Below are 13865 nucleotides of genomic sequence, written 5' to 3' on the forward strand. Positions count from 1 at the left end.
TGTGTACGAGTGAGGCCCTGACTGGGACTCACGTGGCGGTGTCGCCGGGCGTATCCGTCCGGGGGATGTCCCCGGTACGGGGCAGGCCGCCCGTCGATCCAGTGGTGGTGTCCTGCGGAGCGGCTCCCCGGGACGTGGAACCCTTCAGGTCCCGCCCCGCCCGCTCGCTCTCGATGAGCTCGTTCAGCCAGCGCACTTCGCGCTCCACGGACTCCATCCCGTGGCGCTGGAGCTCAAGTGTGTAGTCGTCGAGGCGTTCCCGCGTGCGCGCCAGGGAGGCGCGCATCTTCTCCAGGCGCTCCTCCAGGCGGCTGCGCCGGCCCTCCAGCACGCGCATGCGCACATCGCGCGACGTCTGCCCGAAGAAGGCGAACCGTGCGGCGAAGTGCTCGTCCTCGTAGGCGTCGGGGCCGGTCTGCGAGAGCAGCTCCTCGAAGTGCTCCTTCCCCTCCGCCGTCAGCCGGTAGACGATCTTGGCGCGGCGTCCGGCGAGCGGAGCGGCGAGCGCGTCCTCATGGGTGTTGCCCGGTTCCTCGATCAACCAGCCGCTCGCGACCAGCGTCTTGAGGCACGGATACAGGGTCCCGTAGCTGAACGCACGGAACACCCCCAGGGACGTGTTGAGGCGTTTGCGCAGCTCGTAGCCGTGCATGGGGGACTCACGCAGCAGGCCGAGCACGGCGAACTCGAGGATGCCGGAACGTCGGCTCATCGTCGCCTCCTCTCGGTCCCGCAGCTCGCTCCCGCGGGTCTCTCAGTGCCTCTCAGCGTCTTTATCTCGTGCTGATGTATCGACTCGATACATCAGCACGATAGAACGGCCTTCGGCAGGCGACAAGAGGGACGACGGTGAACGGGATCACATCGCCGATTCATACGATGCGGGTTGCCTGTTTTGGGGTGAACTTCAGGGCTCAGCGCGTTTTGGCGGTGCGTAGTCTGTGCGGCATGCACATCGCCGGGAACCGAGTGACGTCTGGGGAGCGTCGTCGTCCCCGGTGCGGTACGGGTGAATGCAGGACCGACCACATCCGTACTCCGGGGGGACCGGAAACCAGCCGCCGTTCCAGGCGCGCACGGGTGCGCCTGCCCGAGGAGTAATCGTTCGATGAGCGAGCACCGTCGCAAACCGCCGCAGCCGCAGGGAGGCGGACGTGCCGCGGCCCGACGTGGTCAGTCCGGCTCGTCCTCCGGCCGCCGTGCGGCACCGCGTGGCGCCACGGGGTCTCCTGCCGACTCCTACGAGTCCAGTTCCCATGGGTCGGACAGCGGCCCGGGAGGCGAGGAGCGTTCCTACGGCGGCCGGGCCGAGGCCCGTCGCGCGGCGCAGAGAGGCAGCCGCCGCAGAGGCGCCGACAACACAGGTCCGGGCGGCCGGGGCGGCGGCCCCGGCGGTCCCAGCGGCCCCGGGCGCGGCAGGGGCCGCGCGTCGACCGCACCCGGCAAGAAGAGGTTCATCGACTACCCCCGGTCCGGCAAGTACGGATGGCGTCGCTGGATGCCCTCCTGGAAGCTTGTCACCGGGATGTTCATCGGCTTCGTCGGCAGCCTGGTCGCGCTGGTCGGCGTCGGCTACGCGATGGTCTCCGTGCCTGACGAGAACGCGGCGGCCAAGTCCCAGAACAACGTCTACTACTGGGCCGACGGCACGCAGATGGTGGCCACGGGTACCGGCGTCAACCGGCAGAACGTCAACATCGGCCAGATTCCCGAAGCGATGCAGTGGGCCGTGATCTCAGCCGAGAACAAGAGTTTCTACCAGGACTCGGGCGTCGACCCCCAGGGACTCCTGCGCGCGGTGGTCAACATGGCGCGGGGCGGCCAGACCCAGGGCGGCTCGACGATCACCCAGCAGTTCGTGAAGAACACCTACCTGAGCCAGCAGCAGACCCTCACCCGCAAGTTCAAGGAGATGTTCATCTCCATCAAGGTGGGGACGAAGCTCTCCAAGCAGCAGATCCTTCAGGGCTATCTGAACACCTCGTACTTCGGCCGTGGCGCCTACGGCATCCAGGCGGCGGCGCAGACGTACTACGGCAAGGACGCGAAAGACCTCACGCCGAGCGAGTGCGCGGTGCTCGCGGCGCTGCTGAAGGGCCCGACGTACTTCGACCCGGCCGGCAACGCGGACCTCGACCCGTCGGCGACCCAGCAGGCGAACACGCAGCGCTCGAAGGACCGCTGGGGGTGGATCCTCGAGCAGATGCACAACGACCACCACCTCACCGACGCGCAGTTCCAGCAGGCCACCAAGCAGTACCCCGTGCCCGACGGCCGCAAGGCGACCAAGGGCATGACCGGCCAGATCAGCTATCTGGTGGACACGGCGAAGAAGTACGTCCTCGCGCACTCCGACATCACCGAGACGCAGTTCGACCAGGGCGGCTACCAGATCCAGACGACCTTCGAGAAGGACAAGGTCAACGCGCTGGCAGCGGCCGTGAAGAAGGTCCAGCAGGAGCGCATCGATCCGAAGAAGCGTGATCTGGACAAGTACGTCCAGTTCGGTGCGGCGTCGGTGAAGCCCAAGGACGGCGCGATCGTCGCTTTGTACGGCGGTGACGGCTACGAGAACGGCCACTTCACGAACAACGCCGACACTGCCGGCGTCCCGGTCGGATCGACATGGAAGCCGTTCGTGCTCGCCGCGGCGATGCAGTACGGCACGTACCGGACCAGTGGGGAGGGTCTGTCGCCGCTGAGCAAGTACAACGGCAACGACCATCTCAAGGTGCTCAACAACGACGGCACTCCGGTGCTGACAAAGGACAACTCGGTCTTCTACCAGCGCAACGAGAGTGACTACAAGTGGGGCTACATCTCGCTGCGTAAGGCGATGGAGCAGTCCGTCAACACTCCGTTCGTCCAGCTCGGTATGGATGTGGGGCTGACGCATGTCCGGGACGTCGCACAGGCGTCCGGCATCCTCAGGGACAGCTTCTCGACGCTCAACCCGTCCTTCTCCATCGGTACGTCGACCCCGAGTGCGATCCGCATGGCCGACGCCTACTCGACGTTCGCCGCCTCGGGTCAGCACGCTGATCCGTACTCGGTGACCGCCGTGAAGAAGGACGGCCAGGAGCTGCAGGGCTTCAGCAAGCCGAAGGTCAGCACGGCGATGTCCGAGAACGTGGCGAACAACGTCACGGACGTCCTCCAGAACGTGATCCAGAACGGTACGGGTGTGAACGCCAAGGCCCTGGGCCGGACGGCGGCAGGCAAGACCGGTACCACCGACAGCAACAAGTCGGCCTGGTTCGTCGGCTACACCCAGCAGCTGTCCACCTCGGTGGCGATGTTCCGTGAGAACCCGAAGGACCATGAGCTGCTGTCCATGAACGGCACGGCCGGCGTCGAGTCGATCCACGGTGGTGACATCCCGACGTCGGTGTGGACCGAGTACATGAAGGTCGCGCTGAAGAACGCCAACGACAACGGCTTCCCGAACGCCACCGAGATCGGCAAGGTCCAGGACGAGGCGGGCGCCCCGACTCCCACCCCGAGCCCGAGCATCACGCCGAGCCCGAGCGCGAGCCAGTCGCCGAGCCCGACGCCGAGCGCGACGAACACCTCCCCGTCCCCGTCGGCGAGCGACACCTGCCAGTGGAACTGGGGCAACCCCTGTGACGGCAATGGCAACGGCACCGGCGGCACGGACACGGGTGGCACCACCGGAGGAACCTCCCCGTCCCCCACACCCACCGATACGACCGGCAACGGCAACACGCGAGGCAACGGCAACGGAGGCATCTTCGCCGGCCCCAACGGCTAGCAGTCGACCCGGACCGGTTGGCGACCATTTCGTCCACCACGGGTGTTTCACGTGAAACATGGGCCGCCGCACCCACGAGGTGCGGCGGCCCTCGGCTTTTTCCTAGGCAGGTACGGCAGGATGTGCCCCATGCCCAGTGCAGAGATGACGCCCGCGGGCGTGCACGAGCCCGACCCCGTGCGGCCCGCCACGGCGGAACCGGTGCCGCCGACCAGGGAGGACGAGGTCGCCGCGGCCGGCAGCGAGCTGATCGGCGGCCCCATCGGACGGCGGGCCCTGCTCGGCACGTCCTGGTGGACGCCCGTACGAGTCATCGCGCTCGTGGCGATCGGCATGTTCGCCCTCGGCCTGGTCCAGAAGGCGCCCTGCTACCACAGTGCCTGGTTCTTCGGCGCGAGCAGCCAGTACACGAAGGCCTGCTACTCGGACATCCCGCACCTCTACCAGGGGCGCGGGTTCGCCGACCATCTCGTGCCGTACTTCGACAAGCTCCCGGACGACATGTCCGGCGGCATGGGCTACCTCGAGTACCCGGTGCTGACGGGCGTGTTCATGGAGGTTGCCTCCTGGCTCACCCCGCACAGCGGCACCATCCAGTACCAGGAGCAGTGGTACTGGTTCGTCAACGCCGGGATGCTGCTGGTGTGCGCGGTCGTCATCGCAGTCTGCGTGACCCGCACCCACCGCCGGCGGCCCTGGGACGGCCTTCTGGTCGCCCTGGCGCCCGCCGTCCTGCTGACCGCCACCGTCAACTGGGACCTGCTGGCGGTGGCGCTCACGGCAGCCGCGATGCTGATGTGGTCCCGCAGTCGGCCCGTCGCCTTCGGTGTCCTCCTGGGCCTCGCCACGGCCGCCAAGCTCTATCCGGTCTTCCTGCTCGGCCCCCTGTTCGTGCTGTGCTGGCGGGCCGGCAAGTGGCGGGAGTTCGTCCAGGCCACGATCAGCACGGTGCTCGCCTGGTTCGTGGTGAACCTGCCGGTGATGCTGTTCGCGTTCGAGGGCTGGTCGAAGTTCTACACGTTCAGCCAGGAACGGGGCGTCGACTTCGGTTCCTTCTGGCTCATCTGGGCGCAGAACTCCAGCAACCCGCCCTCCACGGGTTTCGTCAACACCGCCGCCACCGTGCTGGTGGTGCTGTGCTGCCTCGGTATCGCCGTGCTGACGTTCACCGCCCCGCGCCGGCCGCGCTTCGCGCAACTGGCCTTCCTGGTGGTGGCGGTGTTCATCGTCACCAACAAGGTCTACTCCCCGCAGTACGTCCTGTGGCTGGTGCCGCTGGCGGTCCTTGCCCGGCCCAAGTGGCGCGACTTCCTGATCTGGCAGGCGTGCGAGATGGCGTACTTCCTGGGCATCTGGATGTACCTCGCGTACACGACCAGCGGAGACGCCCACAAGGGACTGCCGACGCTCGGCTACCACTGGGCGATCGTGCTGCACCTGGCGGGCACGCTGTACCTGTGCGCCGTCGTCGTACGGGACATCCTCATGCCGGAGCGGGACGTGGTGCGCAGGTCCGGCGACGACGATCCCTCGGGCGGTGTGCTCGACGGCGCGGAGGACGTCTTCGTGCTCGGAGCGGCGGCCTACGAGCCACGTCACGCCGCTCACTTCGAGGGGCCCCAGGTGGACTGGGGAAGGCCGGTGCGGCCCTCCCCCGAGAGCCGTTCGCTCTGAGCGAACTCCCGTCAGAGCTGACGCAGAAGGCCGTACCCGAGTGCTTCGGGTACGGCCTTCTCGCTGTCCTGGAAGGGACCCGGTGCCCCGGGACCGGGCTCAGCGGTCCATGATGCGGTCGAACTGGGTCGTGGTGTGCCGCAGATGGGCCACCAGTTCGTCCCCGACCTTCGGCTCCGGGGCGTCCGAGGGCACGAACAGGATCGACACCTGCATGTGCGGCGGCTCGGCGAACCAGCGCTGCTTGCCGCCCCAGACGAACGGAGAAAGGTTCCGGTTGACGGTGGCGAGGCCGGCCCGTGCGACGCCCTTGGCGCGTGGCATGACGCCGTGCAGCGCCTTCGGGGCCTCCAGGCCCACCCCGTGCGACGTACCGCCCGCCACGACCACCAGGTAGCCGTCCGAGGCCGCCTTCTGCTGGCGGTAGCCGAACCGGTCGCCCTTGGCCACGCGCGTGACGTCCAGGACGGCACCGCGGTACTCGGTGGCCTCGTGGTCCCCCAGCCACAGCCGCGTGCCGATACGGGCGCGGAACCGGGTCTGCGGGAACTGCTGCTGGAGCCGGACGAGTTCGTCGGCCTTCAGGTGGCTGACGAACATCGTGTGCAACGGCAGCCGGGCCGCGCGCAGCCGGTCCATCCAGCCGATGACCTCCTCGACGGCGTCCGAGCCGTCGGTGCGGTCCAGCGGCAGATGGATGGCGAAGCCCTCCAGCCGGACGTTCTCTATGGCCTGGTGCAGCTGCGGCAGGTCCTGCTCGCTGATGCCGTGCCGTTTCATCGAGGACATCACCTCGATGACGACACGGGCGCCGACGAGGCCGTACACGCCGTCGATCGACGACACCGAGCGCACCACCCGGTCGGGCAGCGGCACCGGCTCCTCGCCGCGCCGGTACGGCGTCAGCACCAGCAGGTCCCCGCCGAAGAAGTCCTTGATGCGTGCGGCCTCGTAGGTCGTGCCGACCGCGAGCAGGTCGGAGCCCAGCCGCGTGGCCTCCTCGGACAGCCGCTCGTGCCCGAAGCCGTAGCCGTTGCCCTTGCAGACCGGGACGAGTCCCGGGAACTGCTCCTGCACGTGCTTGTGGTGCGCCCGCCAGCGCGCGGTGTCGACGTAGAGCGTGAGCGCCATGGCCGGACCTGGGACCTTTCTCGTGGCTGCGGTGGATCAGAGGTGTCTGAGCTGTGAAGGCTATGGAATCAGACGGCCGCGGCTCAACGGCGCGACATGTAGATGTCGAGCGCCTTGTGAAGCAGCTTGTTCAGCGGGAAGTCCCACTCGCCGAGGTACTCGGCGGCCTGCCCGCCCGTGCCGACCTTGAACTGGATCAGGCCGAACAGGTGGTCCGTCTCGTCCAGCGAGTCCGAGATGCCGCGCAGGTCGTAGACGGTGGCGCCGAGCGCGTAGGCGTCGCGCAGCATCGTCCACTGCATCGCGTTCGAGGGCCGGACCTCACGGCCGATGTTGTCGGAGGCACCGTAGGAGTACCAGACGTGCCCGCCGACGATCAGCATCGTCGCGGCGGAGAGGTTCACGCCGTTGTGCCGGGCGAAGTACAGCCGCATCCGGTTCGGGTCCTCGGTGTTGAGGGCCGACCACATGCGCTGGAAGTACGACAGCGGGCGCGGCCGGAAGTGGTCGCGCACGGCCGTGATCTCGTACAGCCGCTGCCACTCGGCCAGGTCCTGGTAGCCGCCCTGGACCACCTCGACACCGGCCTTCTCGGCCTTCTTGATGTTGCGGCGCCACAGCTGGTTGAAGTTCTTGTGGACCTCCTCCAGGGAACGATTCGCCAGCGGCACCTGGAAGACGTAGCGGGGCTGGACGTCACCGAAGCCGGCGCCGCCGTCCTCGCCCTGCTGCCAGCCCATACGGCGCAGCTTGTCGGCCACCTCGAAGGCGCGCGGCTCGATGAAGTCGGCCTCCATGTCGCGCAGCCGCTTGACGTCCTGGTCCTGGATGCCCTTCTTGATGGTCTCCGCGTTCCAGCGGCGGATGATCACCGGCGGGCCCATCTTCACCGAGAACGCGCCCTGCTGCTTCAGATGCGCCAGCATCGGCTGGATCCAGTCGTCCAGATTCGGCGCGAACCAGTTGATGACCGGACCCTCGGGCAGGTAGGCGAGGTAGCGCTTGATCTTGGGGAGCTGTCGGTACAGGACCAGGCCCGCGCCGACCATCTCGCCCGTGCGCTCGTCGAACCAGCCGAGGTTCTCCGAGCGCCACTCCGCCTTGACGTCGGCCCAGGCCGGGACCTGCATGTGGCTCGCCGCCGGCAGGCTCTGGATGTATGCCAGATGCTGCTCGCGGCTGATGGTCCTCAGGGTCAGGCTCATTCGGGGCGCTCCTCGGGCTGGTGTGTCCCCATGGGTACAGGGGCTCCGGCTCTCGCGCCGAAGCCTACTGCGCCGTGCGAGCGCCCCGACTGGGCGTACGGGCCTTAATCCCGGCGGGCCGCCTCAGCTGCCGATGACTCCGCCGAAGAGACCGCCGTGTGCCATGCCGATCAGGAAGCCGATCCCGGAGGCGCCGAGTCCCAGGATCAGGGCGAAGCGCTCACGCGTGGTCACGGAGATCCACTGTCCGTAGATGCCGACGAGCAGGCCCACGAGACCCGCCCACGACGTCAGCAGATGGAGGCTGTGGAAGAAGGACGTGATGAAGGACAGCAGACCCAGGACGAGCGTGGTCGCCGCCAGTGCGTCCTGGAGCGGACGGGCCTTGCCGTCCGTGGCGAAGAGGGAACCGGCGACGTTGGGATGCATTACCTGTGCCATGGGCACCTCCTGCGGAAGGCGGCGCATAGTAGCGCCGTACACACCCGACGTGTACAGAGTGACGGCCTCCACGCCCGGATTTCAACCGGAAGCGGGTGTGCGGGTAGTCTGTACCGTCTGCACCGGTGTCTGCCCACTGCCTGTTCAGGTAACACTGCGGAAGCCTCAGCGCCTCCGATTGTCAGTGGCCGCCGATACCGTTGCGTACGCATCACAACCCTCCTGCCACGGAACGACCGTGGCCGCTGAGTCCAAAGGAGGTGGGTTCCACATGCGTCACTACGAGGTGATGGTCATCCTCGACCCCGATCTGGAGGAGCGCGCTGTCGCCCCCCTGATCGAGAACTTCCTCTCCGTCGTCCGTGAGGGCAACGGCAAGGTGGAGAAGGTCGACACCTGGGGCCGTCGTCGTCTCTCGTACGAGATCAAGAAGAAGCCCGAGGGCATCTACTCGGTCATCGACCTTCAGGCCGAGCCTGCGGTCGTCAAGGAGCTCGACCGCCAGATGAACCTGAACGAGTCGGTCCTCCGGACCAAGGTCCTCCGCCCCGAGACCCACTGAGCCCTTCCGCTCAGCTGATCTCGGGATCCGAGTAGCAAGCAAGCAGCCAGAGCAGCAAACCCGCCGAGAGGTTCCCCCATGGCAGGCGAGACCGTCATCACGGTCATCGGCAATCTTGTCGACGACCCCGAGCTGCGCTTCACCCCGTCCGGTGCGGCCGTCGCGAAGTTCCGTGTCGCGTCCACTCCCCGCACCTTCGACCGCCAGACGAACGAGTGGAAGGACGGCGAGAGCCTCTTCCTGACCTGCTCGGTCTGGCGTCAGGCGGCGGAGAACGTCGCCGAGTCGCTCCAGCGAGGCATGCGCGTGCTCGTGCAGGGCCGGCTGAAGCAGCGGTCCTACGAGGACCGGGACGGCGTCAAGCGCACGGTCTACGAGCTGGACGTCGAGGAAGTCGGCCCCAGCCTGCGCAACGCGACGGCCAAGGTCACCAAGACCTCCGGCGGTGGCGGGCGCGGTGGCCAGGGCGGTTACGGCGGCGGTGGCGGCCAGCAGGGCGGCGGCTGGGGCGGTGGCTCCGGTGGCGCTCAGCAGGGCGGCGGCGCTCCGGCCGACGACCCGTGGGCGTCCGGCGCTCCCGCTGGTGGCAACCAGCAGGGTGGCAGCGGCTGGGGCGGTGGCTCCGGCTCCGGCTCCGGCGGCGGTGGCGGCTACTCGGACGAGCCCCCCTTCTAAAGGGCTCGTATCCACACTTCTTGATCACACAGGAGAAACACCATGGCGAAGCCGCCTGTGCGCAAGCCGAAGAAGAAGGTCTGCGCTTTCTGCAAGGACAAGGTCACGTACGTGGACTACAAGGACACGAACATGCTGCGGAAGTTCATTTCCGACCGCGGCAAGATCCGTGCCCGCCGCGTGACCGGCAACTGCACTCAGCACCAGCGTGACGTCGCCACGGCCGTGAAGAACAGCCGTGAGATGGCGCTGCTGCCCTACACGTCCACCGCGCGCTAAGGGAAGGGTGACCGACACATGAAGATCATCCTCACCCACGAGGTCTCTGGCCTCGGTGCCGCCGGCGACGTCGTCGACGTCAAGGACGGTTACGCTCGCAACTACCTGATCCCGCGGAACTTCGCGATCCGCTGGACCAAGGGTGGCGAGAAGGACGTCGAGCAGATCCGCCGCGCCCGCAAGATCCACGAGATCCAGACCATCGAGCAGGCCAACCAGGTCAAGGGCCAGCTCGAGGGCGTCAAGGTCCGCCTGGCCGTCCGCTCCGGCGACTCCGGTCGTCTCTTCGGTTCCGTCACCCCGGCCGACATCGCTTCCGCGATCAAGGCGTCCGGTGGCCCCGAGGTCGACAAGCGTCGCATCGAGCTGACCACCCCGATCAAGACCCTGGGCGCTCACGAGACGTCCGTGCGTCTGCACCCCGAGGTTGCCGCCAAGGTCAACATCGAGGTCGTCTCGGCCTGATCGCCGAGTGATCGCCGCGCTCGTTCGAGCCGGTGAAAGGGGCCGCACCCCCGCAAGGGTGCGGCCCCTTTCCGCTGTCCGGAACGTTCACCGGGTCATGTTTCACGTGAAACCACCGCTGCTTCGAGGCCAGCGGCCCGAGGTCAGCGGGTTGCGCCCGTCACGATCCAGCGGCCGGAACGAGAGCGCAGCCACAGGGTCAGTAGGCGGATCGTCATCATCAGCGTCATCGCCGTCCACAGCGCGGTGAGACCGCCGCCGAACACCGGGACCAGCAGGGCCACCGGAGCGAACACGGTGAGGGTGACGACCATGGCCCCTGCCAGATACGGCCCATCGCCCGCGCCCATCAGGACACCGTCCAGGACGAAGACCAGCCCGCAGATCGGCTGCGAGAGCGCCACCATCAACAGCGCGGGCAGTGCCGCGTCCTTGACCACGGAGTCGCCGGTGAACAGCGGGAGGAAGAGCGGACGGGCGGCCACCACGAGGGCACCGAGCACGACACCGGTCGCGATGCCCCACTGCATCATGCGGCGACAGGCCTCACGCGCTCCTTGGGCATCGTCCGCGCCGAGATAGCGGCCGATGATCGCCTGCCCCGCGATCGCTATCGCGTCCAGAGCGAAGGCGAGCAGGCTCCACAGGGACAGGACGATCTGATGCGCGGCGATGTCGGCGTCGCCCAGGCGCGCTGCGACCGCCGTGGCGATCATGAGAATCGCCCGCAGGGACAGCGTGCGGACGAGGAGAGGAACGCCGGCCTGGGCCGAGGCCCGGATACCGGCGGTGTCCGGGCGGAGAGATGCGCCCTGCCGGTGAGCCCCGCGTACGACGACGGTCAGATAGACGGCCGCCATCCCACACTGGGCGATGACGGTTCCCCAGGCCGAACCGGCGATGCCGAGCCCGGCGCCATAGACGAGCCCCGCGTTGAGGCCGCCGTTGGCGACGAAGCCGGAGACGGCGACGTAGAGCGGGGTCCTGGTGTCCTGGAGGCCGCGGAGCACACCCGTGGCGGCGAGGACGATGAGCATGGCCGGTATGCCCAGTGCGGAGATACGCAGATATGTCGTGGCGTACGGGGCCGCCGTAGCGGAAGCGCCGAAAAGGTCCACGATGCCGGGTGCCAGGGGAAGGACGACGACGATGACGCCGATGCCGAGCAGCAGTGCCAGCCAGATGCCGTCCATGCCCTGCCGGATGGCCGCCGGCAGATCGCCCGAGCCGACGCGTCGGGACACGGCGGCTGTGGTGGCGTACGCGAGGAAGACGAAAACGCTCACGGCGGTGGTGAGGAGGGCGGAGGCGACGCCGAGACCGGCGAGCTGGGCGGTGCCGAGGTGGCCGACGATCGTACTGTCCGCCATGACGAACAGAGGCTCGGCGACGAGTGCACCGAAGGCCGGTACGGCCAGCGCGACGATCTCTCGGTCGTGCCGGCGGCGGGTGGCCCGGGGTATCGGGAGAGCCTGTGTCATGAGCACCAATCTAATCGTCCACAGGTAAGAGATGCAATCTAGTTATGCCCCTTACTTGTCGTGGTGGGGCGTGTCCTTTCGTGCGGTGTTCGAAGCGATCTTGGTCCGACCGGGGAAGTTTTTCTTCTGCACAGCCGGTGGACGCTAAACGAGCAGGTCACAGCCCTGTGTCCGAGAGGCTAGAGGGCTTTTTCACAGAGCTGTCCACCGTGTCGTGCACAGGTTTCGGGGAGTTCTCCACAGCATCGGGGCTGTCGTCCACATGGCCTGTGGATAACCAGATTGGCTGACGGTGCCGAGGGGCCTACCGTGGTCCGGCGCCCGCTCCTTCTCTCGGCCTGGGAAGCGTCTTTCCCGCGGCCTTGGAATCGTCACAAACCCGACGCATCAGAACCGGAGTTGGGCCTCTCATTTGTCAGTGTCGTGCCGTACAAAAGAGGACACGGCGAGGTCCGCCCTGCGGACGGGAGGAGGTGGCTCGGTGAGCATTTCCGAGCCCTTGGACGATCCGTGGGCCGACAGCGGGCCCAGTGATCGTCTGCCTGCCTCGCGCCGCCGCGGCGACGGAGGCCGGGGTCGTGGCGAACAACACGACCGGGGCCGGGAGAACGGCGACTGGGACGGTGGCGGATCGTCCTTCGAGCGGGTGCCGCCGCAGGATCTGGACGCCGAGCAGTCGGTGCTGGGCGGCATGCTGCTGTCCAAGGACGCCATCGCCGATGTCGTCGAGATCCTCAAGGGCCACGACTTCTACAAGCCCGCGCACGAGACGATCTACCAGGCGATCCTGGACATCTACGCCAAGGGCGAGCCGGCGGACCCGATCACCATCGCCGCCGAGCTCACCAAGCGTGGCGAGATCAACAAGGTCGGCGGGGCGTCGTATCTGCACACGCTCGTCCAGACGGTACCGACGGCGGCGAACGCCGAGTACTACGCGGAGATCGTCCATGAGCGCGCGGTCCTGCGCCGCCTGGTCGAGGCCGGCACCCGTATCACGCAGATGGGATATGCGGCCGACGACGACGTCGACGAGATCGTCAACCGCGCCCAGGCCGAGATCTACGCCGTCACCGAGCAGCGCACCAGCGAGGACTACCTGCCGCTCGGCGACATCATGGAGGGCGCCCTCGACGAGATCGAGGCGATCGGCTCGCGCAGCGGCGAGATGACCGGCGTGCCGACCGGGTTCACCGACTTCGACTCGCTGACGAACGGCCTGCACCCGGGCCAGATGATCGTCATCGCGGCTCGCCCCGCCATGGGTAAGTCGACGCTCGCGCTGGACTTCGCGCGGGCAGCCTCGATCAAGCACAATCTGCCGAGCGTCATCTTCTCCCTCGAAATGGGCCGCAACGAGATCGCGATGCGTCTGCTGTCCGCAGAGGCGCGCGTCGCGCTGCACCACATGCGCTCCGGCACGATGACCGACGAGGACTGGACCCGGCTCGCCCGCCGCATGCCGGACGTCTCGGCCGCGCCGCTGTTCATCGACGACTCGCCGAACCTGTCGATGATGGAGATCCGTGCCAAGTGCCGCCGTCTCAAACAGCGCAACGACATCCGACTGGTCGTCATCGACTACCTCCAGCTGATGCAGTCCGGAGGTTCCAAGCGTGCCGAGAGCCGTCAGCAGGAGGTCTCGGACATGTCCCGTAACCTCAAGCTGCTCGCCAAGGAGCTGGAGATCCCGGTCATCGCGTTGTCGCAGCTGAACCGTGGTCCCGAGCAGCGCACCGACAAGAAGCCGATGGTCTCCGACCTGCGTGAGTCCGGCTCCATCGAGCAGGACGCCGACATGGTCATCCTGCTCCATCGCGAGGACGCCTACGAGAAGGAGTCCCCGCGCGCGGGCGAGGCCGACCTGATCGTGGCCAAGCACCGAAACGGCCCGACGGCCACGATCACGGTCGCTTTCCAGGGCCACTACTCCCGCTTCGTGGACATGGCCCAGACCTGATCAGCGATGTTGAAGGCTCGCATTTCTCCTGTCCCTTTCTCATTGACCGTGGCCTTTGTCCGGCCCAAGGGATGGCGGGATGAGACGAACTCCCGTCTGATCGTTGGTTCGTGATAGCGCTGATCCCGGTCTCGATCCATGCAGCGGCTCTCTCCAACCTGATGGTGGAAACGCCGCAGCTGATCGAGACCTGGGTTTCTGCTCCCAGTTCTTGCCGCTC

The 13865-nt window shown here is 67.4% G+C and carries 12 protein-coding genes; 7 read left to right on the plus strand and 5 right to left on the minus strand.

Going from position 1 to position 13865, the window contains the following annotated elements:
- Window positions 1–28: 28 nt before the first annotated feature.
- Window positions 29–712, minus strand: a complete 684-nt coding sequence (locus tag BIV25_RS26460) for a PadR family transcriptional regulator (protein ID WP_071374925.1) — start codon at window positions 710–712, stop codon at window positions 29–31.
- Window positions 713–1498: 786 nt separating this feature from the next.
- On the opposite strand from BIV25_RS26460, the gene BIV25_RS26465 reads away from it, so the two are divergent.
- Window positions 1499–3772 (plus strand): transglycosylase domain-containing protein, encoded by a 2274-nt coding sequence (locus BIV25_RS26465; protein ID WP_071374926.1) that lies wholly within the window; start codon window positions 1499–1501, stop codon window positions 3770–3772.
- Window positions 3773–3901: 129 nt separating this feature from the next.
- Window positions 3902–5446 carry a glycosyltransferase family 87 protein gene (locus BIV25_RS26470; protein ID WP_177235423.1) on the plus strand — a complete coding sequence of 515 codons (1545 nt, stop codon included), beginning with the start codon at window positions 3902–3904 and terminating at the stop codon, window positions 5444–5446.
- Between the two features lie 99 nt (window positions 5447–5545).
- Here BIV25_RS26470 and BIV25_RS26475 read toward each other — a convergent pair whose 3' ends face one another.
- The 3 genes from BIV25_RS26475 to BIV25_RS26485 all read right to left on the minus strand — a co-directional run bounded on the left by BIV25_RS26475 (window position 5546) and on the right by BIV25_RS26485 (window position 8223).
- Window positions 5546–6577 (minus strand): alanine racemase, encoded by a 1032-nt coding sequence (locus BIV25_RS26475; protein ID WP_071374927.1) that lies wholly within the window; start codon window positions 6575–6577, stop codon window positions 5546–5548.
- Between the two features lie 83 nt (window positions 6578–6660).
- A complete protein-coding gene (femX, locus tag BIV25_RS26480; protein WP_071374928.1) occupies window positions 6661–7782 on the minus strand; it encodes a peptidoglycan bridge formation glycyltransferase FemX in 1122 nt (373 codons plus the stop codon).
- Between the two features lie 123 nt (window positions 7783–7905).
- On the minus strand, window positions 7906–8223 hold the full coding sequence (locus BIV25_RS26485) for a hypothetical protein (RefSeq protein ID WP_071374929.1): 318 nt from the start codon (window positions 8221–8223) through the stop codon (window positions 7906–7908).
- 271 nt (window positions 8224–8494) lie between these two features.
- Here BIV25_RS26485 and rpsF point away from each other — a divergent pair, with 271 nt between their 5' ends.
- The 4 genes from rpsF to rplI all read left to right on the plus strand — a co-directional run bounded on the left by rpsF (window position 8495) and on the right by rplI (window position 10204).
- Complete coding sequence (rpsF, locus tag BIV25_RS26490; RefSeq protein ID WP_005482942.1) at window positions 8495–8785, plus strand: 30S ribosomal protein S6; 291 nt, start codon at window positions 8495–8497, stop codon at window positions 8783–8785.
- A 78-nt stretch (window positions 8786–8863) separates the two neighbouring features.
- Window positions 8864–9460: a single-stranded DNA-binding protein gene (locus BIV25_RS26495; RefSeq protein ID WP_071374930.1), complete on the plus strand. Its 597-nt coding sequence runs from the start codon at window positions 8864–8866 to the stop codon at window positions 9458–9460.
- Window positions 9461–9502: 42 nt separating this feature from the next.
- Complete coding sequence (rpsR, locus tag BIV25_RS26500) at window positions 9503–9739, plus strand: 30S ribosomal protein S18 (protein ID WP_003949403.1); 237 nt, start codon at window positions 9503–9505, stop codon at window positions 9737–9739.
- An 18-nt stretch (window positions 9740–9757) separates the two neighbouring features.
- A complete protein-coding gene (gene rplI / locus BIV25_RS26505) occupies window positions 9758–10204 on the plus strand; it encodes a 50S ribosomal protein L9 (RefSeq protein WP_071374931.1) in 447 nt (148 codons plus the stop codon).
- 143 nt (window positions 10205–10347) lie between these two features.
- On the opposite strand, the gene BIV25_RS26510 is transcribed toward rplI, so the two are convergent.
- The gene (locus BIV25_RS26510) at window positions 10348–11685 is read right to left on the minus strand and encodes an MATE family efflux transporter (protein WP_071374995.1); all 1338 of its coding nucleotides are present in this window, start codon (window positions 11683–11685) and stop codon (window positions 10348–10350) included.
- A 481-nt stretch (window positions 11686–12166) separates the two neighbouring features.
- Here BIV25_RS26510 and dnaB point away from each other — a divergent pair, with 481 nt between their 5' ends.
- Window positions 12167–13645, plus strand: a complete 1479-nt coding sequence (gene dnaB, locus BIV25_RS26515) for a replicative DNA helicase (protein WP_071374932.1) — start codon at window positions 12167–12169, stop codon at window positions 13643–13645.
- Window positions 13646–13865 lie beyond the last annotated feature (220 nt).

It is taken from the genome of Streptomyces sp. MUSC 14, assembly GCF_001866675.1.
Lineage (GTDB): Bacteria > Actinomycetota > Actinomycetes > Streptomycetales > Streptomycetaceae > Streptomyces.